Genomic DNA, 19,078 nt, shown 5'->3' with positions numbered 1-19,078 from the left:
GGGGGTGGCCTGCCGCCCTCCGGCTCGATAAGGGGAGCCCGACAGATCCAAGGAGCGGTGCATGAACGCGGACGCCAAGCTGCAATTCTCGATCGAGCCCAACCCGGCGGCGGTGGCGGCGGCCGAGCGGGCCACGCTGCTGGAGGACCCCGGCTTCGGCCGCGTGTTCACCGATCATATGGTGACGGTGACGTGGACCGAGGGGCAGGGCTGGCACAGCGCCAAGGTGGAGGCGCGCCGCCCGTTCCAGCTCGATCCGGCCTGCGCGGTGCTGCATTATGCGCAGGAAATCTTCGAAGGCATGAAGGCGTATCGCGCCGAGGATGGCGGCGTGACGCTGTTCCGCCCGGAGCAGAACGCCCGCCGCTTCAACGAGTCCGCACGCCGCATGGCGATGCCGGAAGTGCCCGAGGAGCTTTTCCTCGGCGCGCTCGACGCGCTCATCAAGATCGACGAGGCGTGGATTCCGGGCGGCGAAGGCAGCCTCTATCTGCGCCCCTTCATGTTCGCGTCGGAGACCTTCCTCGGCGTGCGGCCGGCGGCGGAATATATCTTCTGCGTGATCGCCTGCCCGGTCGGTGCTTACTTCAAGGGCGGCAAGAAGGCGGTCAGCGTCTGGGTGTCGGACGATTACACCCGCGCGGCCCCGGGCGGCACAGGCGCGGCCAAGTGCGGCGGCAACTATGCGGCCAGCCTCATCGCGCAGGCCGAGGCGATCCGGCATGGCTGCGACCAGGTGGTGTTCCTCGACGCGGTCGAGCATCGCTGGGTCGACGAGCTTGGCGGCATGAACATCTTCTTCCTGTTCGACGACGGCTCGATCGTGACGCCGCCGCTGACGGGCACGATCCTGCCCGGCATCACCCGCGCCTCGGTGATCGAACTCGCCCGCGACAAGGGCATCGACATGCGCGAGGAGCCTTACTCGATCGATCAGTGGCGCGCAGACGCGGCTTCGGGGAAGCTGCGCGAGGTGTTCGCCTGCGGCACGGCGGCGGTGGTGACGCCGATCGGGCAGGTGAAGAGCACGGCCGGTGATTTCACCATCGGCAATGGCGGCGGCGGCGAGACCACCGACATGCTGAAGGACGCCCTCGTCGGCATCCAGCGCGGCCGGATCGAGGACGCGAAGGGTTGGGTGCGCCGCGTCGCCTGACGCGGGCGCACCCCCTTTCCTCAACGCTCGCTGTCGAGCGTCGCCATGCCCCAGGCGTTGTAGCGGTCGCCCTGCGCCGCACCCTTGGGGACGGCACGCTCGATCGCGTCCAGATCGGCGGCGTCTAGCTGGACGTCGAGCGCGCCCAGCGCCTCGGTCAGGCGATCGCGGCGGCGCGCGCCGATCAGCGGCACGATGTCCTGCCCCTGCGCCGCCACCCACGCGATGGCGATCTGCGCGACCGTCACGCCCTTGGCCTCCGCCACGCGGCGCAGCGCCTCCACCAGCGCGAGGTTGGCGTCGATATTGCCCTGCTCGAAGCGGGGCGAGTGCGCGCGGAAGTCGGTTGGGGCGGCGACGCTCTGCTTGCTCCAATGGCCCGAGATCAGCCCGCGCGACAGGATGCCGTAAGCGGTGATGTCGATGCCGAGTTCGCGGCAGGTGCTGAGAATCCCGTCCTCGATCCCGCGCGAGACGAGCGAATATTCGATCTGGAGATCGACGATCGGATGCACCGCCGCCGCCCGGCGGATCGTGTCGGAGCCCACTTCCGACAGGCCGATGTGGCGGACATAGCCCTTCTCCACCATTTCGGCGATGGCGCCGATCGTCTCCTCGATCGGCACGTTCGGGTCGAGCCGCGCCGGCCGGTAGATGTCGATATGATCGACGCCGAGTCGCTGGAGCGAGTAGGAGAGGAAGTTCTTCACCGCCGCCGGCCGCGCGTCGAAGCCGCACCATGATCCGTCCGGCGCGCGCAGGCCGCCGAACTTGACGCTGAGCTGATAGCTGTCGCGCGGGCGACCCTTCAGGGCCTCGCCGATCAGCATCTCGTTATGCCCCATGCCGTAGAAGTCGCCGGTGTCGAGCAGCGTGATGCCGGCATCGAGCGCGGCGTGGATCGTGGCGATGCCTTCCGCCCGGTCCGACGGGCCATACATGCCCGACATGCCCATGCAGCCGAGCCCGACCGCCGAAACCTTGGGGCCGGTCTTTCCGAGAGTGCGAATGTCCATGCGTTCAGCCTCCTGTGCTGGGGGCTTTATGGAGGTCGGGCGGCCGTGCGATAATCCGGCCGTCGTTGCACAAGCTGTACGGATATCCGGACAATGACCGACCTTGCCGATCTCGACGCCTTCGCCGCCGTCGCCCGCGCGCGGAGCTTTCGCGGCGCGGCGCTGCTACGCGGCGTGTCGGCGTCGACTCTGTCGGAGGCGGTGCGGCGGCTGGAACAACGGCTGGGCGTGCGCCTCCTCAACCGCACCACGCGCAGCGTCACGCCGACCGAAGCGGGCGCGCGGCTGATCGAGCGGCTCGGGCCGGCGCTGGGCGAGGTCGAGGCGGCGCTGGATGTCGTCAACGGCTATCGCGACAGTCCAAGGGGCACGCTGCGCCTCAACGCGCCGGGGGCGGTGACGCGGCAGATCATGCCCCCGATCATCGCGGCCTTCCTGAAGGCGCATCCGGGCATCTCGGTCGAGCTGATCTCGGACGATCGCTTCATCGATGTGCTGGCGGCGGGCTTCGATGCCGGCATCCGCTATGAGGAGCGGCTAGAGCAGGACATGATCGCGGTGCCGATCGGCCCGCGCATCCAGCGCTTCGCCTGCGGGGCGTCGCCCGATTATCTGGCGGAGCGCGGCCGGCCCGCTCACCCGCGCGACCTGCTCGGCCATGATTGCGTGCTGCACCGCTTTTCGAGCGGGGCCATGCATCCATGGGAGTTCGAGCGGGGCGAGGAGATGGTGCGCATCACGCCGGCCGGGCGCTTCACCGGCGGCAATTTCGACGACGAAGTGGCTGCGGCGGTGGCCGGCCTCGGCGTCATCAAGAGCTTCGAGGGGTTTCTGGAGCCCTATTTCGCCGACGGGCGGCTGGAGCCGGTGCTGCCCGACTGGTGGCAGTCTTTCACCGGCCCCTTCCTTTATTATCCGAGCCGGCGGCTGATGCCGGCGCCCTTGCGGGCCTTCGTCGACTTCATCCGGCGGCCTTGAGGCCCTTGATGTCGCCCGACAGGTCCGCGACCTCGCCGGCCTCGAAGCTCGCCACCGGGTAGGCGCAGTAATCGGCCGCATAATAAGCGCTCGGGCGATGGTTGCCCGAGGAGCCGAGCCCGCCGAAGGGCATCGTGCCCGCCGCGCCCGTGGTCGGCCGGTTCCAGTTGAGCACGCCCGCCCGCGCCCGGTCCGCATAGCGGCGCCACAGCGCTTCGTCGGCCGAGATCAGGCCGCCCGAGAGGCCATAAGCGGTGGCGTTGGCGGTGCGGATCGCGGTGTCGAAGTCCGCCACGCGGATGATTTGCAGCACCGGCGCGAAGATCTCCGCATCCGGCACGTCGAGGCCGGTCACGTCGAGGATCGCGGGAGTCACGAACGCGTCGGAGCGGCCCTCGATCTTCGCGAACGGGCGGATCACCTTCGCGCCCTTGGTCACCAGCGCGGCGACGGCCCCGCGCGCCCTGTCGGCGGCAGCGGCGGAGATGAGCGGGCCGAAGGTCGGCTCGGGCGTCTCGTCCCACTGGCCGATGGTGAGGCGGTCGGCCATTGCGGCCACGGCGTCCACCATGCGGTCGCCCTCCGCGCCCTCCGGCACGATCAGCCGGCGCGCGCAGGAGCAGCGCTGGCCCGAGGTGATGAAGGCCGACTGGACCACGATCGAAGCGACCGCCTCGGCCTCGCCATCCCAGGCGATCAGCGGATTGTTGCCGCCGAGTTCGAGTGCGAGGATCACCTCCGGTCGATCGACGAAGGTACGCCGGAAATGTGCGCCAGCCCCCGCCGAGCCGGTGAAGAGCAGCCCGTCGATATGCCCCGCCAGCAGCGCCGCGCCGGTATCGCGCCCGCCCTGCACGAGGTTGAACACGCCCTCCGGCAGCCCCGCCTCGGCCCAGCACCGCGCCATGATCTCGCCGACCAGCGGCGTCTCTTCGGACGGCTTGAACACCACCGTATCGCCGGCCAGCAGCGCCGGGACGATATGGCCGTTCGGCAGATGTCCGGGGAAGTTGTACGGCCCCAGCACCGCCATCACGCCATGCGGCCGGTGGCGCAGGATCGCGCGACCGAAGGCCATGCCCTGCTCGCGCTCACCGGCGCGATCGGCCTGCGCCTTGATCGATGTCTCGACCTTGGCGACCATCGTGGCCGCCTCCTGCTTGCCCTCCCACGCCGGCTTGCCGGTCTCCTCGGAGATGGCGCGGGCGAGCGTCTCGGCGTTCGCCTCCAGCCGGGCCTTGAAGGCGCGGACGAAGGCGATGCGCTCGTCGAGCGGCGTCACCGACCAGCCCTCGAACGCGGCGCGGGCCTTGGCGATGGCGGCGTTGACCTCAGCCGGGGAGGCGGCATCGCCTTCCCAGAGGGTTTCGCCGGTGGCGGGGTTGGTCGAGGTGAAGTGGGTCATGGCGGCCGCTTCTATCACGCCACCGCGGCCAGTTGCACGCGCATCGCCTCGCAGGTCGCCTCGACGCGGCGGACGATCTCGTCGGCCTCGGCCTCCGTCAGGATCAGCGGCGGCAGGATGCGCACGCAATTGTCGCCGCAGCCCGAGAGCAGGATGTGCTGCTCCCAGCCCTTCATGAGGAATCCGCGGTTGTTGGGCTTGAGCTTGAGCCCGACCAGCATCCCCTTGCCGCGCAGCTCGACGATCATGTCGGGATTGCGCTCGGCGACCGCCTGAAGGCTGGTACGGAGATAGTCGGATACGGTGCGCGCGTTGGCCAGCGTCTCCTCGCTCGCGATCACGTCGAACGCGGCGAGCGCCACCGCCATGCCGAGCGGGTTGCCGCCGAAGGTCGAGCCGTGCGTGCCGACGACCAAGCCCTTCGCCGCCTCCTCGGTCGCGAGGCAGGCGCCGACCGGGAAGCCCGAGCCCAGCGCCTTGGCGATCGCCATGATGTCCGGCTCCGCGCCCTCGAACCATTGATGCGCGAAGAGCTTGCCGGTGCGGCCCATGCCGCTCTGCACTTCGTCGTGGATCAGCAGCACACCATGCTCCGTGCAGAGCCGGCGGAGGCGCTGGAGATCCTCGCCCGAGAAAGCCCGCGCGCCGCCTTCGCCCTGCACCGGCTCGACGATCACCGCCGCCATGCCCGGCCGTGCGACGGCTTCGGCGAAGGCTTCATGGTCGTCCATCGACAAATGGAGGAAGCCCGGCAGCGGCGGGCCGAAGCCATCGAGATAGGCCGGATTGCCCGACGCGTTGATCGCACCATAGGTGCGGCCGTGGAAGGAGCCGGTGAAGCCGATCACCTCGAAGCGTTCCGGCTGGCCGTTGACCTTGTGGTAGCGGCGCGCGGTCTTGATCGCGCACTCCACCGCCTCGGTGCCGGTGTTGGAGAAGAACACGCGATCGGCGAAGCTGTTGGCGACGAGCTTTTCGGCCAGTTCGGTCTGGCCCGGCACGCGGATCGCGTTGGAGGTGTGCCAGAGCTTGCCCGCCTGGCGCGTCAGCGCCTCGACCAGCGCGGGGTGGCAATGGCCGAGCGCGTTGGTGGCGACGCCGTTGATGCAATCGAGCCAGCGCGTGCCGTCGGCCTCGGTCAACCAGATGCCTTCGCCGCGCACCGGCGTGACGGGGGCGGGGTTGTAGACGGGCATGATCGGGCTGGTCATCGCGTTCATTCCTTGTGCGCAGATCGCATGGCTATTGACCTCGCCGCCGCCGCGCACAAACGTAAAAGCGTCACATCCTCATGAGGAAATGGAATGAGCGAGGAGGATCGCCGCACGCTGCCCCCGATGGCGATGCTGCACAGCTTCGCCGCCGCCGCGCGCCATGGCAGCTTCAGCCGCGCCGCCGCCGAGGTCGGCCTCACGCAAAGCGCGATCAGCCGCCAGATCGCCAATCTCGAAGAGTGGCTGGGGGTGAGCCTCTTCGATCGCGCGGGCCGGCGGGTGCGGCTGAACGAGGCGGGGCGGGCCTATGCCGAGGAGGTGGGAGCGGCGCTGGGCGCGATCCGGCGGGCGACGGCGCGCGCCATGACGCGGCCGAGCGAGCGGGTGATCGAGCTCGCCACGCTGCCGAGCTTCGGGATGCGCTGGCTGGCGCCGCGTTTGCCGAGACTCACCGAGCGGCACCCGGACCTGATCGTCAACTTCGCCGCCCGCTCCGACGAGTTCGACTTCGCGACCGAGCCTTTCGATGCCGCGATCCACTTCGGGCGGCCGGACTGGCCGGGCGCGGTGTGCGACCTTCTCTTCCGCGAGGCGGCGATCCCGGTGGTGTCGCCGGCTTTGGCCGAGGGGCTCAGCGAGCCCCGCGATCTCGCGCGGCTGCCGTTGCTCGTCCAGTCCAACCGGCGCGATGCGTGGGCGCGCTGGTTCGCGCTGGCGGGGGTGGACCATGTGCCGGAGGGGCCGTTGCCCGGCTTCTCGCACTTCCTGATGCTGGCGCAGGCGGCGGCGGCGGGCGCGGGGGCGGCGCTGGTGCCGAGCTTCCTGATCGAGCCCGAACTGGCCTCCGGCGCGCTCGTCCGGCCCTTCGATCTGGCCTTGCCGAGCGAGCGCGCTTACTACCTCGCCTATCCAGCGGCGAAGCTGGAGTCCTCCGCCTTCCGCCAGCTCCGCGACTGGATGCTGGCGGAAGCCGCCGTCACAACTTCCACCCGACCTGCATGAACAGGCTCCTCTGCGGGAAGGGATGGTAGAGGAAATATTTGTCGTTGTTCACATTATCGACGCCGAGCGCGAAGCTCATGTGATCGCCGACGCGGACATCGGCGCGCAGATCGACGACGAAATATTTGTAGAAGCCCTGATAGACGTTGCCGACCACATCGCTGTTGTCGAGCGCGCCGAAATTGCGGCTGGAGTAGCGGCCCGCGGCGGTGAGCGAGACGCGGTCGATCGGGCGCCAGGTGCCCACCACGCTCGCCTTCCAGTGCGGCACCTGCGGCAGGAGCTTGCCCTCGGCGGTGGGGAACACCGTGTCCTTGCGGGTGGTGGCATCGGCATAGGTGACGCTGCCCGAGAGGTCGAAGCGGGGCAGCAGGTCGGTGCGCTGGACGGCCAGCTCGATGCCGCGCGCGCGAGTCCGGTCGACATTCTGGACGAAGGTGCCGAACTGGGTGGTGCCCGGCAGGGGGCCCGTCTGCGAGATCAGCGCGTCCTTGATCGACTCGTTGAAGAAGGACAGGCGGATCGAGCCGTGCGCGTCATGATGCTCGATCGCCAGCTCCTCGGAGAGCGCGCGTTCGGGCTTGAGGTTCGGATTGGGGATGGCGGGCACCGGCGTCGTCACGATCTGGTAGAGTTCGCCCACCGTCGGGAAACGCCATGCCTCGCCGAAGTTGAAGCGCAACGTCCAGTGCGGCGCGGCGTCCCAGGCGAGCGAGGCTTTCGGCGAGAAGCGGTGCGCCGACAGCTCCGGCTGATCGGCGGCGATCGGGGGCGTCAGCGAGACGTTGCGCCCGTCATAGGCCTTCCACCATTCATAGCGTCCGCCCGCCGTCAGCGTGACGGTGGGGAGGAGCCTCCACGCATCCTGCGCCCAGAGCGCCAGCGTGCGGGTGCGGCCCTTCGACTGGAGATTGAGCGCACCGTCCGGGCCGTTCAGCCAGTCGGTGGTGCTGTATCGGTTGCTGTTGAGGCGGAACCAGTCGCCGTGCGCGCCGAAGCTCAGCGTGTGCGTCGCCGCCGCGTCCGAGCGCCATGCGCCCTTGGCGTCGAGCGTCTTCCAGCCGGTGCCGTCGAGGCGGGTGACGTTGCCCGCGCCGCCCGAGAGTGCGGCAGGCGCGGTGCCGGTCGGCGTACGCTGTACGTCGTGCGCGAAGTCGTAGAGCGTGCCGATCACTTGCCAGTCGAAGCGGTCGCCCGAGCCCGTGGCGGTGACGCTGTGCGACCAGTGGCGCTCGTCGAACCGATAGATGCCGCTGTCGAAGCCGCTGGTGTAGGCGGGCGCGCCGCCGGGGCCGCTCAGATAGGTTTCGGCGTGCGCATCGGTGTCGTTCAGGAACAGGCCCGCCACATAGGTGAGGCGGATGTCGGAGGTGATGTCCAGCGCTGCCTTGAGCTTGATCTGCTCCTGCGACTGCCGCTCGAACCCGCTCGCGCCGAGCAGGCGGGTGGCGAGGCCGGTGCGGGTCGTCGTGTCGAAGCCGCCCGAGGTGCCTGCGGGCTGCGCGCCCGTCACATAGAGCAGCGGCTGGCCATGGCTCGTCACATGATCGACGCTGGCGAACAGCGCGAGCGGGCCGAAGCGGTCGCCCACGGTACCGCCGATCTGGTAGGTCGGCAGCGTGTCGGAGGTTCCGTACTGGCTGAAGCGCTGGATGCTCGTGCCGGCGGTGACGGTGGCTTCGAGCCTGTCGGGCAGGCGGGTGGTGATGTTGATCACCGCCCCGATCGAATTGCCCGGATAGGCCGCCGAGAAGGGGCCGTAGAGCACGTCGATCCGCTCGATCTCCTGCGGGCTGACGAGGCTCCAGCGCGGCGAGGCGGTCGAGTTGTTGTTGCCGATCAGCGTGGAGAGCAGCGCCCCGTCCGCATAGATCAGGCTGCGCGCCGACGAGCCGAGGCCGGAGGTGCGCGTGGCGAGCGGCGCCTGCGTGTCGCCGATATGGCGTTTGCGCACGATCAGGCTCGGCAGATATTTGACCGTGTCCTCGACGTTCATCGCGTTGACGGTGCGCGCGATGGTGTCGGCGTCGATCGACGCACGGGTGGCGGGCGTGTTGTCGATGCTCGCCTGCTGCTTGCCGGCGGTGACGAGGATGTCGCCCGGAGGGGGCGGCAGGTCGGCTGCGAAAGCGGGTGCCGCGGCCAGCGCCAACGGCATGACGGACGCGCGCCGCAGCGCGCGCGGGAAGAAGGACATGGGATTTCCGATCGGCTGAAGGGGCGTCGGCCGCGCGCGGAAAGGCGCGCGGCGGGCGATCAGCCGAGGGCGGGTGGTCCTGTGGCGGGCGGCGGCGGGGCGGCGAGGCCGCGCCCGATCGCCACCATCTCGCCCGCATGATCGAGCCGGACGGCGACGGCGCGCACGGGCAGCGCGAGCAGCGGCAGCAAAGGCTCCGCCAGCGCCACGCCGAGACCGGCGAAGGCGCAGGGGTGATCGGGCATCGACGGATCGTGATGGCCGTGATGATGCATCCCCTTCATGCCGGTCATGGCATGGGCGGACGGCATCTCCAGCGGCCCGCTGCCCGAGCAGAGCACGAGATGGAGCCCTTGCGCATCGGCGACGGGCATCCAGCCGGCGGGAACGAGGAGTCGCAGCGTCAGCGCGCAGGCGAGCAAGGCCAGCGCGATCGTCCGGGGCCGCGCGGGCCGTGATCGGGACGCGTCGATCATCGCGGCGGCTGTGCGCCCGTATCGCGTCCGGCTCAAGAGGAAGTTCCGTCCCGGATGCAAAAAGGGCGGCCCCTTGGCAGGGCCGCCCTTCCTGTTCGTGAAATCACTGGGGAGATCAGAAAACGATCTTCACCTCGCCGCCGATGATACGCGGTTCGTTGATCATGCCGGTCAGGTTGTTGAAGTCGATCGCGCTGATCGAACGGATCTGGTTGGTGATGTTGCGGGCGAATGCCGCGACTTCCCAGTTGTTCGGCGTCTTGTAGCCGAGCTTCAGGCCGCCTTCCGTCAGCGAGCGGCCGCGGAACTCCTTGGCCGTGTAGAGGAAGTAGTTGATCTTCGAACGATAGGCCCAGTCGGTGTAGGCGAAGATCTCGCCGCCGTTCTTGAGCGGGATGCCGTAGCGCGCCGTCACGTTGAAGACGTAACGCGGCGCCTGCGGCAGGTCGTTGCCGTCGATGATCGCGCGACCGGCCGCGTCGAGCGGATCGGTGACCGTGCAGGCCGCGCCGCAAACGCCGACCGAGATGTTCGGATCGCGAATCTCGGTGAAGTTCCAGCTTCCGCCGGCAGTCAGCGTCAGGTTCGGGATCGGACGGGCATCCACCTGGCCCTCGATGCCATAGCCCACCGCATGGTCGGCGTTGATGAGCGCGGCCGAATTGCTCTGGCCGCCGACGGCGGTGAGCTGGAGGTTCTTGGTGCGCCACCAATAGCCGTCGAGGTCGACGTGGAAGCGGCGGTCGCGGCTCTCGAACTTGAAGCCGCCTTCGCCCGAGATGGTGGTCTGCTTCTTGGCGACGCTCGGCACGCTGCCGAAGGTCACGCGATCCTGGATCGCCGGCCCGAGATAGCCGGTCGCGACGCGGGCATAGACGTTGAGCTGCGGCGTCAGCGCATAGGTGGCGCTGGCATCCCAGGTCACGTCGCTGCCATGCGCCGGGGTGGACATCGGAAGCGTCAGCGTGTCGGTGATGCCCGGCGTGCTGCCGGTCACGAAGTCCCGCTTGCTGTCATGGCTGTAACGGACGCCGGCGCGCAGCGTCAGCTTGTCGGTGGCCTTGTATTCGCCCGAGGCGAAGATGCCGTAGTTCTCGTTCTTGTCGCTGTGGTAGACGTCGCCGTCCTGCGTGCCGGTCGCGTCGAAATCCAGCTCATGATAGTTCAGGCGCTGGTGGAAGTAGTACACGCCGCCCTGCGCGCGGAAGCCGCCGAAATCCTCCGACGCGAAGCGCACTTCCTGGCTGAACTCATGCGGGCGCACGATGTCGCCGGTGTTGTCCGGGAAGGCGCCGGCGTTGAGCGCGGGCGGGCTGGCGATCGGGTTGCCGATCCCGGTCGGGAAGGGATAGGCGTTGCCGCCGTCGATGTCGCCGACCGACTTGACGTGCGCCGTCTCATAGGCGGTGATCGAGTAGAGCGTGCCGATCCCCTCGAACTTGTAGTCGAGGTGGAGGTTGGTGCCCCACTGGCTCATGTCCTGCTCGCTGACGCCGTCCTGCGAGACATGGTCCTTGTCGAAGCCGGGCTGGAAATGATTGCTGCCCGGCGTGAACAGGCCGGCGCGGAACAGCCGGGGCGAGCCGTTCAGATCGCGGCCATGGATGTTCCACAGCGCATGGAAGTCGCCCGAGGTGTAGCCGAGCTGGAAGCGGCCCGCGAGATCGCGATAGCCTTCCAGGTGCTTCGGCGCGCTGCCGGTGTCGGAATCGTTGGTGACCCAGTTGTCGCGGCGCTGGAGAATGCCGGACGCGCGCCAGTCGAGGCCATCGGCGATCGGGCCGCCCACCGCGCCTTCGACATTGGCGGTCTTGTAGGTCGCCAGCGAGCCGGTGAGGTAGCCGCCGAAATGGTCGGTCGGCTTCTGCGAGTCGAGCTTGATCACGCCGGCGGGCGTGTTGCGGCCGAACAGCGTGCCCTGCGGCCCGCGCAGGACTTCGACGTTCTGAAGGTCGAACACGGGGAAGGACTTGAGAAAATTGCTCTCCAGTGCGACGTCGTCATAGACGATCGACACCGGCTGCGCGGCGTTGGGATCGAAATCCGTGTTGCCGAGGCCGCGGATATAGAAGCGCGGGAAGGTGCGGCCGAACGAGCTTTCGATCTGAAGGCTCGGCGTGCGCGACGACAGGAAGCGGATGTCGAGGCCGCTGGAGTTCAGCACCGCGAGCTTCTCGCCGCCGATCGCGGTGACCGCGACGGGCACGTTCTTGGCGGATTCCTCGCGGCGGGACGCGGTGACGAGGATTTCGCCGTTCTGGGCGGGCGCACTGGGCGCGCTGGCGGCGGCGGTGTCGCTCGTCTGCGCCTGCGCGGAGGCGGCGGCAAGAGCGGCAATGGCGGACGCGCCACAGAAGAGCGTGCGTCCAATGGGCGACCGGGCAGACTTCGAGATCATGCTTTCCCCTATGTGGCCCGGCATCCTCTGATGGGCCTTGCTCCCGTTCTCGGGGGAGTCGAAGCGGCCCGTAACAGTTGTGACATATTCGCTCAAGCACGCCTTGGTCGAACGGAGAATCAAGACTCCAAGCGTTGCAGAATCGTCGCACGTTGTTCGTCCTTGGGGCGGCCGAACAGGCGGCAGTGGGCGAGTAATTCGTCCACCGGGGGCACGAATAGTGTCATGTTTCCAAGCTGTTTCGGAAGCCGGCCGAGGGGACGGACGAATTGCCAGCCTTCCGGTGTCAGGACCTCGAAGCCGGCCATGATCTCGACCGGCACGGGCGGCGCTTCCCAGCGGGCGAAGATTCGCGAGCGGAACCGGTCCGATCCCCCGCCCGGCAGGGGGGAGATTCGCAGCGTGGCGAGCAGGGTTTCGGTGTCGCGCTCGCTGGTCAGTAGATCGACGTCGGCAACCTCGATGGGCCGCGCGCCGTGGAGCGCCATGGCGGCGCTGGCGATGATCCACCAGGGATCGCGGGCGCCCTCCATCGCGGAGGCCACCCGGCGCAGCGTCTCTGTGAGCGGAGGGGGAAGCGAACCGTCCACCGTCCTCCCTTAGCAGGGCGGGCGGTGGACGTCAGGGGGAGGGGATCAGGGGTAGCGGACCGGCTTGGGGTCTTCGGGGAGCGGGATGAAGTCCGGCTCGCCGGGCACGGGGGCGAAGCGCTGGGCGCGCCAGTCCGCCTTGGCCTGCTCGATCCGGTCGGCATCGCTGGAGACGAAGTTCCAGTAGATGTTGCGCTTCTCGGGGAAGGGTTCGCCGCCGACCAGCATCAGCCGCGCCGCGCCGTCATGGGCGCGCAGCACGATCTCGGCGCCGGGGCGGAAGACCACCAGCTCGCCGGTGGCGAAACCGCCGGACTGCCCTTCGACGCAGACGGCGCCCTCGACGACGTAGACGGCGCGCTCGACATGCTCGGCCTTGAGCTGATAGCGGGCGCCGGCCTCCAGCAGGATGTCGGCATAAACCATGTCGGAGAAGGTCTTGACCGGCGAGACCAGCCCGTCCGATCGGCCGGCGATCAGGGTGAGCGTCACGCCGTCCGCCTCGGTGCTCGGAATCTGGTCCGCCTTGTAGTGCGCGAAGCTCGGCGCGGTTTCCTCATGCGCCTTGGGCAGCGCCACCCAGGTCTGGAGGCCGAACAGGCTGGAGCCTTTCGCGCGCAGCTCGGGCCGGGTGCGCTCGGAATGGACGATGCCGGAGCCCGCCGTCATCCAGTTCACCTCGCCGGGACGGATCGCCTGCACCGAGCCGACGGAGTCGCGGTGCATGATCTCGCCGTCGAGCAGATAGGTGACGGTGGCGAGGCCGATATGGGGATGGGGGCGGACATCGAGCCCCTCGCCGCCGGTGAATGCGGCCGGGCCCATCTGGTCCAGGAAGATGAAGGGGCCGACCATCCGGCGATGTGCCGAGGGCAGCGCGCGGCGCACGCTGAAACCGTCGCCGAGATCGCGGACGGGCGGCAGGATCACCATGTCGACGCCATCCACATCGCTCGAACGCAGGGTCATGATCGGGCTCCTTGCAACAGGGATGGCCGCCGGGGCGGGGAGGGGGGCAGGGAACCCCGGCGGCCTTGCGGGGCGGCGGCTGACAGGTGCCGCGCGCCCCGAACTTACTGTGTCACGCGGCGTCGACGAACACCACTTCGCTGTCCTCGATCGCGGTGACCTTCAGCGTGTCGACGTCCTGGATGGCGGCGCCGTCGCGGGCGTTGACGCGCACGCCCTCGATCTCCACCGCGCCGGTGGCGGGCACCAGATAGGCGCGGCGATCCGCGCCGAGCTGATATTCCGCCGTCTCGCCGGCCTTCAGCGTCGCGCCGACCACCCGCGCATCGGTGCGGATCGGCAGCGCGTCGTCGTCATTGGCGAAGCCCGAGGCCAGCGTGACGAACTTGCCGGACCGCTCGCCCTTGGGGAAGGGACGGGCGCCCCAGCTCGGCTTCTCGCCGGTGCGGGTCGGCAGGATCCAGATCTGGAAGATCGTGGTCGTCTCGTTCTCCAGATTATATTCGGAGTGCGCGATGCCCGTGCCCGCCGACATCACCTGCACGTCGCCGGCGACGGTGCGGCCCTTGTTGCCCAGATTGTCCTGGTGGGTGATCGCGCCGGTGCGGACATAGGTGATGATCTCCATGTCGCGGTGCGGATGCGGCGGGAAGCCCGAGCGCGCCTCGATGGTGTCATCGTTCCAGACGCGCAGGTTGCCCCAGTTCATCCGCTTGGGGTCGTAATAGTTGGCGAAGGAGAAATGGTGCTTGGCATTCAGCCAGCCATGGTTCTCGCCGCCGAGCGTGGCGAAGGGACGCAGTTCGATCATCGCGGTTCTCCCGATCCACGTTAAGAGTAGGATAGTGAAGGAATTTCCTGAGGGTCCTTCACCCGTTCGCCGGCCAATATAGGGGGCTTTCGTATCCAGAATACTCGGATAAATCCGTTTCAATCGTTCGATGGAATGGAACGGTTGGCGTGCGCGCGCCGCCGTGCGAAGAGCCGGGGCGGGAGTAGGCTTTCGAGACAAGAGGACGCCGCATGTTGAAATGCGCGGGCGGTACGAGTGACGAGAAGGATCTGGCCGGCGCCTGCTGGGTCGATCTGTGTAGCCCCACCGACGAGGAGATCGCGCGCGTCGAGCGGCAGTTCGGCATCGAGCTGCCCAGCCGGGAGAGCCTGTCCGAGATCGAGGCCTCCAGCCGGCTGCGCGTGCATCAGGGCCAGCTCACGATGAGCGCGCCGCTGGTCGCGCGGCAGGGCGAGACGTCCGTTCTCGCGCCGACCGGCTTCCTGCTCCAGTCCGGTCGGCTGATCACCATCCGCTTCGCCGAGATGACCGCCTTCGACGAGACCCATGAGGCGATCGCCAAGGCGGATCACAAGGTTGGCGGGCAGGAGGCGCTGGTGCGGCTGCTGGAGGAGCTGGTCGACCGTTCCGCCGACCGGCTGGAGCGCGTGGCCGAGGATATCACCTCCGCCTCGCACGCCATCTTCCGCAATCCGCGCCCCGGCCAGAAGCGCCGCCTTGGCCGCGAGACGCGCCGGCTGCGGGCGCTGATGGTCCGGATCGGCCGCTCCAGCGAGCAGATGGTGAAGGTGCGCCATGCCTTCCTCGCCATCGGCCGCATCGCCGCCTTCGTTGCCGACCGCTGCGAACCCGCGATGGAGAGCGGGTTGCGCGACCGGCTCGTGTCGGTGCGGCATGATATCGAATCGCTCGACGAATTCGAAAATTCGCTGACCGGACGGGTGCAGTTGCTGATCGACGCCGCCGTCGCCTTCATCAGCATCGAGCAGAACGACGTGGTGAAGGTGCTGACCGTCGTCTCGGTCGCCGGCGTGCCGCCGGTGCTGGTGGCGGGGATCTACGGCATGAACTTCCATGTCATGCCAGAGCTTTCCTGGACCTGGGGCTATCCCTTCGCGATGGTGCTGATGGTGGCGTCCACCATCCTGCCGGTGCTGTGGTTCAAGTGGCGCGACTGGCTGTGAAGCGCGCGAGGATCGCGTCGAGCTTCTGAGCGACCGCGCCGTCGCGCGCGGCGGGGGTGGTCAGGATCGCATGGTCGAGCACGGTGTCGATGGGCGACGGCGTGCGCCCGGCCGGGAGCGCCTTCGCGAAGGCCGAGACGAGGCGGCGTGCGGTGGCGGCGTTGCTGTGCATCTGCGCCACGATGTCGGTGGCGACGACGCCGGCCTCCTCCTCGCGCCAGCAGTCATAGTCGGTGACCATGCCGACCAGCGCATAGGGCAGCTCCGCCTCGCGGGCGAGGCGCGCCTCGGGCATGGCGGTCATGCCGATCACGTCGGCACCCCACTGGCGATAGGCGATGCTCTCGGCGCGGGTGGAGAATTGCGGGCCTTCCATCGCGAGATAGGTGGCGCCGGTCGAAACCTCGCCGCCCGCCGCCTCGATCGCCGCCGCGGCGAAGGCCGAGAGGCGGGGGCAGACCGGGTCCGCCAGCGACACATGGGCGACGAGGCCCGTGCCGAAGAAGGTCGCCGGGCGGTGCATGGTGCGGTCGATGAACTGGTCCACCACGGTGAAGCGGCCGGGCGGCAGCTCCTCGCGCAGCGAGCCGACCGACGAGATGGCGAGGATATCCGTCGCGCCCAGGCGCTTCAGCGCGTCGATATTGGCGCGCGCGTTGATCTCGGTCGGCGGGATGGCGTGGCCCTTGCCGTGGCGGGGGAGGAACAGCAGCCGGGTCGCGCCGATGCGGCCCGACAGGATGCGGTCCGACGGCCGCCCCCACGGCGTCTCGACATCATGCCAGGTCGCATCCTCGATCTCGTCGAGCGCATAGAGCCCCGAGCCGCCGATGATCCCGATCGTCCAGCCGTCGATGGCCATACACTGCCTTTCCTGTTGCGCCCCAGTCGCCCGCTCGACGACGGGAGCGCCGCTGTCAACAGACAGGCGTTGACGGCGCGATCCGCTGCCCCCAAGGCACGGCCATGCGCTTCTTCTCGGACAACGCCGCCACCGTCGCCCCCGCCGTGCTGGAGGCGATCGCCGCCGCCAACCGCGTCGACACCGCGTATGACGGCGACTGGCTGAGCCAGCAGCTCGACGGCGCTTTCTCCGATCTGTTCGGCACCGATGTCGCGGCCTTGTGGGTCACGACGGGGACGGCGGCGAACTGCCTCGCGCTCTCCGCGATGGTGCCCCCGCATGGCGGCGTGCTCTGCCACCGCGAGGCGCACATCAACACCGACGAGGCCGGCGCGCCGGAGTTCTTCACCCATGGCGCCAAGCTGATCCCGCTCGACGGGGGGGGCGCGAAGCTGACGCCCGAGACGGTGCGCGCCGCGCGCCGGGCGATCCGGCCGGATGTGCATCAGGTCCAGCCTCGCGCGCTCTCGATCACCAACGCGACCGAATATGGCCTCGTCTACACCCCCGATGAGGTGGCGGCGCTGGGCGAAGTCTCGAAGGATCTCGGCCTCGGCTTCCACATGGACGGCGCGCGCTTCGCCAATGCGGTGGCGCGGCTCGGCTGCCATCCCGGCGACGTGACGTGGCGCGCGGGCGTCGACGCGCTGAGCTTCGGCTTCGTCAAGAATGGCGGGCTGTCGGCGGAGGCGCTGATCTTCTTCCGCAAGGATCTGGCCGATGTCGCGAGGATGCGCCGCAAGCGCGCCGGGCAGCTTCTCTCCAAGGGGCGCTATCAGGCGGCGCAGCTTCTCGCGCTGATCGAAGGGGATCGCTGGATCGCCAATGGCCGCGCCTCCAACGCGGGCGCTGCGGCGGTCGCCGAGGCGGCGGCCGGGCGACTGATGCTGCCGGTCGAGGCCAACGAGATCTTCCTGCGCCTCACCGCTGACGAGGCCGCGTCGCTCCGCGCGCAGGGCTTCGACTTCTACGACTGGGGCGAGGGGCAGGCGCGTCTCGTCACCTCCTGGGACCAGCCGCAACACGAGATCGACGCGCTCGCCGCCGCGATCCGGGCGCTCTAGGCGCGTGAGGGAGGGGGCATGACCGAGCATCTGACCGGCACCCGCCCGCTGGGCGTCTCCGCCCGCGCGAAGGTCGCCATTCCTTTTCTGGTCTGCACATTGGTGTGGTCGTCGACCTGGCTGGTGATCCGCAGCCAGCTCGGCATCGTGCCGCCGTCCTGGTCGGTGGCGTATCGCTTCCTGATCGCGATGGTGGCGATGGCGGCCTATGCCCGCTTCACCGGCGCACGGCTGAGGCTGAGCGCGCGCGAGCATGGCCTCGCGATGATCTACGGCGTCGCCCAATATGCGCTCAACTATTACTGCGTCTATCTGGGCGAGCGGGTCATCACCTCGGGGCTGGTGGCCGTCGTGTTCGCTCTGCTGGTGGTGCCCAATGCGCTGTTCGCATGGGTGTTCCTGAAGCAGGGCGTGTCCAAGGCCTTCCTGCTCGGGTCGGCGGTGGCGATGGTCGGCCTCGTGCTGCTCTTCTCGCATGAGCTTTCCGCCGCACCGGCCGCCAAGGCGGCGATCTGGACGGGGATCGGCTGGTCGCTGCTCGGCGTGCTCTTCTCCTCGATCGCCAACGTGATGCAGGCCGGCAAGACCGCCAAGGCGATCCCCGTCGCCAGCTTGATCGTGTGGGGCATGGCGTGGGGCAGCCTGTTCGACTGCATCGCGGCGTGGGCGATCGACGGGCCGCCGGTGCTCGATCCGCACATGAGCTATTGGCTCGGCACGCTCTATCTCGGGCTGATCGGATCGGCCTTGGCCTTCACCTGCTATTTCGTGGTGATCCGCGCGATCGGGCCGGGTCGCGCCGCCTATACCAGCGTGCTGAGCCCGGTGCTGGCAATGCTGCTCTCGACCATGTTCGAGAATTATCGCTGGTCGGCGGAAGCGGCGGTCGGAGGCGCGCTGTCGCTCTGCGGACTGTTCGTGGCGCTTCAGGCGCGGCAGGCGGCGAGCCCCAAGCGATAATCCGGGTAGAGCGGCCGCCAGCCGAGCAGCCGCTTCGCCTTGGCCGTGGCGACGCGCCGGTTCTCGGCATAGAAGCCCCGCGCGGCGGGCGAGAGTCCGGCCTCGTCGAGCGTCATCAGCGGCGGGGCTGAGAGGCCGAGCATCCGGCAGGCCTCCTCGATCACGGCATTCTGGCTGGCGGGGAGGTCGTCGGCGATGTTGTAGACGCCCGCCGGCCCCGCCTCGAACGAGGCGAGCACCGCGCCGACGATGTCGTCGACATGGACGCGGCTGAACACCTGCCCCGGCAGATCGATCCGGTGGGCCTTGCCGCTCGCCACCCGCTCCAGCGCGGAGCGGCCGGGGCCGTAGATGCCGGGCAGGCGGAAAACACGCGCCTCCGGATGGAGCGCTCCCCACGCGGCGTCCGCCTCTGCCCGAGCCGAACGGCGGCCGGTGCCGATCGCGGCCGTCTCGTCCACCCACGCGCCGCCCGTGTCGCCATAGACGCCGGTCGAGGAGAGATAGCCGACCCATCGCGCCGGTGATCGGGCGATCTGCGCCCCATAGCGCGCCAGCACGGGGTCGGCGCCCTCCGCATCGGGCGGCACCGATGAAAGGATGTGCGTGGACGACGCAATCGCCAGCCGCACCGCCTCCTCGTCACCGAAATGGATCGCCCCACCGCGCCCGTCGCGGTTCGTCGCGCGCACCTGCCAGCCCCGCGCGTCGAGGCGTGCAGCCAGGCGCGAAGCGGTGTACCCCAGCCCGAGGATCAGCATCGCCGTCACGC

The 19,078-nt window shown here is 68.9% G+C and carries 17 protein-coding genes; 6 read left to right on the top strand and 11 right to left on the bottom strand.

Going from position 1 to position 19,078, the window contains the following annotated elements; all coding sequences use genetic code 11:
- Window positions 1-61 precede the first annotated feature (61 nt).
- On the top strand, window positions 62-1,156 hold the full coding sequence (locus ST3T6A_RS0102115) for a branched-chain amino acid aminotransferase (protein ID WP_019831235.1): 1,095 nt from the start codon (window positions 62-64) through the stop codon (window positions 1,154-1,156).
- A 20-nt stretch (window positions 1,157-1,176) separates the two neighbouring features.
- On the opposite strand, the gene ST3T6A_RS0102110 is transcribed toward ST3T6A_RS0102115, so the two are convergent.
- On the bottom strand, window positions 1,177-2,172 hold the full coding sequence (locus ST3T6A_RS0102110) for an aldo/keto reductase (protein ID WP_019831234.1): 996 nt from the start codon (window positions 2,170-2,172) through the stop codon (window positions 1,177-1,179).
- A 93-nt stretch (window positions 2,173-2,265) separates the two neighbouring features.
- Here ST3T6A_RS0102110 and ST3T6A_RS0102105 point away from each other — a divergent pair, with 93 nt between their 5' ends.
- Complete coding sequence (locus ST3T6A_RS0102105) at window positions 2,266-3,150, top strand: LysR family transcriptional regulator (RefSeq protein ID WP_019831233.1); 885 nt, start codon at window positions 2,266-2,268, stop codon at window positions 3,148-3,150.
- Here ST3T6A_RS0102105 and astD read toward each other — a convergent pair.
- Entirely contained in the window at window positions 3,134-4,555 is a 1,422-nt protein-coding gene (gene astD / locus ST3T6A_RS0102100; RefSeq protein WP_019831232.1) for a succinylglutamate-semialdehyde dehydrogenase, read from the bottom strand. The two genes, ST3T6A_RS0102105 and astD, sit on opposite strands and share 17 nt — an antisense overlap.
- Window positions 4,556-4,569: 14 nt before the next feature.
- The gene (locus ST3T6A_RS0102095) at window positions 4,570-5,766 is read right to left on the bottom strand and encodes an aspartate aminotransferase family protein (RefSeq protein WP_019831231.1); all 1,197 of its coding nucleotides are present in this window, start codon (window positions 5,764-5,766) and stop codon (window positions 4,570-4,572) included.
- A 93-nt stretch (window positions 5,767-5,859) separates the two neighbouring features.
- Here ST3T6A_RS0102095 and gcvA point away from each other — a divergent pair, with 93 nt between their 5' ends.
- Window positions 5,860-6,771, top strand: a complete 912-nt coding sequence (gene gcvA, locus ST3T6A_RS0102090; RefSeq protein ID WP_019831230.1) for a transcriptional regulator GcvA — start codon at window positions 5,860-5,862, stop codon at window positions 6,769-6,771.
- On the opposite strand, the gene ST3T6A_RS0102085 is transcribed toward gcvA, so the two are convergent.
- The 6 genes from ST3T6A_RS0102085 to ST3T6A_RS0102060 all read right to left on the bottom strand — a co-directional run bounded on the left by ST3T6A_RS0102085 (window position 6,746) and on the right by ST3T6A_RS0102060 (window position 14,212).
- Entirely contained in the window at window positions 6,746-8,968 is a 2,223-nt protein-coding gene (locus ST3T6A_RS0102085) for a TonB-dependent receptor (protein ID WP_019831229.1), read from the bottom strand. The genes gcvA and ST3T6A_RS0102085 overlap by 26 nt on opposite strands.
- A 59-nt stretch (window positions 8,969-9,027) precedes the next feature.
- Window positions 9,028-9,444 (bottom strand): hypothetical protein, encoded by a 417-nt coding sequence (locus ST3T6A_RS0102080; protein WP_026359353.1) that lies wholly within the window; start codon window positions 9,442-9,444, stop codon window positions 9,028-9,030.
- Between the two features lie 115 nt (window positions 9,445-9,559).
- The gene (locus ST3T6A_RS0102075) at window positions 9,560-11,842 is read right to left on the bottom strand and encodes a TonB-dependent receptor (RefSeq protein WP_019831227.1); all 2,283 of its coding nucleotides are present in this window, start codon (window positions 11,840-11,842) and stop codon (window positions 9,560-9,562) included.
- A 119-nt stretch (window positions 11,843-11,961) separates the two neighbouring features.
- Window positions 11,962-12,432: a hypothetical protein gene (locus tag ST3T6A_RS0102070; protein WP_019831226.1), complete on the bottom strand. Its 471-nt coding sequence runs from the start codon at window positions 12,430-12,432 to the stop codon at window positions 11,962-11,964.
- A gap of 45 nt (window positions 12,433-12,477) precedes the next feature.
- Window positions 12,478-13,401, bottom strand: a complete 924-nt coding sequence (locus tag ST3T6A_RS0102065; protein WP_019831225.1) for a pirin family protein — start codon at window positions 13,399-13,401, stop codon at window positions 12,478-12,480.
- Between the two features lie 112 nt (window positions 13,402-13,513).
- Entirely contained in the window at window positions 13,514-14,212 is a 699-nt protein-coding gene (locus ST3T6A_RS0102060) for a pirin family protein (protein WP_019831224.1), read from the bottom strand.
- A 212-nt stretch (window positions 14,213-14,424) separates the two neighbouring features.
- On the opposite strand from ST3T6A_RS0102060, the gene ST3T6A_RS0102055 reads away from it, so the two are divergent.
- Window positions 14,425-15,378 carry a CorA family divalent cation transporter gene (locus ST3T6A_RS0102055; RefSeq protein WP_019831223.1) on the top strand — a complete coding sequence of 318 codons (954 nt, stop codon included), beginning with the start codon at window positions 14,425-14,427 and terminating at the stop codon, window positions 15,376-15,378.
- Here ST3T6A_RS0102055 and mtnP read toward each other — a convergent pair.
- On the bottom strand, window positions 15,356-16,240 hold the full coding sequence (gene mtnP, locus ST3T6A_RS0102050; RefSeq protein WP_019831222.1) for an S-methyl-5'-thioadenosine phosphorylase: 885 nt from the start codon (window positions 16,238-16,240) through the stop codon (window positions 15,356-15,358). The two genes, ST3T6A_RS0102055 and mtnP, sit on opposite strands and share 23 nt — an antisense overlap.
- A gap of 104 nt (window positions 16,241-16,344) precedes the next feature.
- Between mtnP and ST3T6A_RS0102045 the strand changes: the two genes are divergently transcribed.
- Window positions 16,345-17,346 (top strand): threonine aldolase family protein, encoded by a 1,002-nt coding sequence (locus ST3T6A_RS0102045; RefSeq protein WP_019831221.1) that lies wholly within the window; start codon window positions 16,345-16,347, stop codon window positions 17,344-17,346.
- Between the two features lie 18 nt (window positions 17,347-17,364).
- Window positions 17,365-18,306, top strand: a complete 942-nt coding sequence (locus ST3T6A_RS0102040; protein ID WP_019831220.1) for a DMT family transporter — start codon at window positions 17,365-17,367, stop codon at window positions 18,304-18,306.
- On the opposite strand, the gene ST3T6A_RS0102035 is transcribed toward ST3T6A_RS0102040, so the two are convergent.
- Window positions 18,273-19,067 (bottom strand): hypothetical protein, encoded by a 795-nt coding sequence (locus tag ST3T6A_RS0102035; RefSeq protein ID WP_019831219.1) that lies wholly within the window; start codon window positions 19,065-19,067, stop codon window positions 18,273-18,275. The two genes, ST3T6A_RS0102040 and ST3T6A_RS0102035, sit on opposite strands and share 34 nt — an antisense overlap.
- Between the last annotated feature and the right edge of the window lie 11 nt (window positions 19,068-19,078).

The sequence above is a fragment of the Sphingomonas sp. PR090111-T3T-6A genome (assembly GCF_000383095.1).
GTDB lineage: Bacteria > Pseudomonadota > Alphaproteobacteria > Sphingomonadales > Sphingomonadaceae > Solisphingomonas.
This window is presented reverse-complemented; position numbering and strand designations above follow the sequence as displayed.

Excerpts from the sequence above, each read along its gene's own strand:
- ST3T6A_RS0102080 (WP_026359353.1), bottom strand. The coding sequence starts at position 9,444 with ATGATCGACGCGTCCCGATCACGGCCCGCGCGGCCCCGGACGATCGCG.
- ST3T6A_RS0102115 (WP_019831235.1), top strand. The coding sequence starts at position 62 with ATGAACGCGGACGCCAAGCTGCAATTCTCGATCGAGCCCAACCCGGCG.
- astD (WP_019831232.1), bottom strand. The coding sequence starts at position 4,555 with ATGACCCACTTCACCTCGACCAACCCCGCCACCGGCGAAACCCTCTGG.
- ST3T6A_RS0102085 (WP_019831229.1), bottom strand. The coding sequence starts at position 8,968 with ATGTCCTTCTTCCCGCGCGCGCTGCGGCGCGCGTCCGTCATGCCGTTG.
- ST3T6A_RS0102060 (WP_019831224.1), bottom strand. The coding sequence starts at position 14,212 with ATGATCGAACTGCGTCCCTTCGCCACGCTCGGCGGCGAGAACCATGGC.
- ST3T6A_RS0102105 (WP_019831233.1), top strand. The coding sequence starts at position 2,266 with ATGACCGACCTTGCCGATCTCGACGCCTTCGCCGCCGTCGCCCGCGCG.
- ST3T6A_RS0102110 (WP_019831234.1), bottom strand. The coding sequence starts at position 2,172 with ATGGACATTCGCACTCTCGGAAAGACCGGCCCCAAGGTTTCGGCGGTC.
- gcvA (WP_019831230.1), top strand. The coding sequence starts at position 5,860 with ATGAGCGAGGAGGATCGCCGCACGCTGCCCCCGATGGCGATGCTGCAC.
- ST3T6A_RS0102065 (WP_019831225.1), bottom strand. The coding sequence starts at position 13,401 with ATGACCCTGCGTTCGAGCGATGTGGATGGCGTCGACATGGTGATCCTG.
- ST3T6A_RS0102045 (WP_019831221.1), top strand. The coding sequence starts at position 16,345 with ATGCGCTTCTTCTCGGACAACGCCGCCACCGTCGCCCCCGCCGTGCTG.
- ST3T6A_RS0102075 (WP_019831227.1), bottom strand. The coding sequence starts at position 11,842 with ATGATCTCGAAGTCTGCCCGGTCGCCCATTGGACGCACGCTCTTCTGT.
- ST3T6A_RS0102040 (WP_019831220.1), top strand. The coding sequence starts at position 17,365 with ATGACCGAGCATCTGACCGGCACCCGCCCGCTGGGCGTCTCCGCCCGC.
- mtnP (WP_019831222.1), bottom strand. The coding sequence starts at position 16,240 with ATGGCCATCGACGGCTGGACGATCGGGATCATCGGCGGCTCGGGGCTC.
- ST3T6A_RS0102035 (WP_019831219.1), bottom strand. The coding sequence starts at position 19,067 with ATGCTGATCCTCGGGCTGGGGTACACCGCTTCGCGCCTGGCTGCACGC.
- ST3T6A_RS0102055 (WP_019831223.1), top strand. The coding sequence starts at position 14,425 with ATGTTGAAATGCGCGGGCGGTACGAGTGACGAGAAGGATCTGGCCGGC.
- ST3T6A_RS0102095 (WP_019831231.1), bottom strand. The coding sequence starts at position 5,766 with ATGACCAGCCCGATCATGCCCGTCTACAACCCCGCCCCCGTCACGCCG.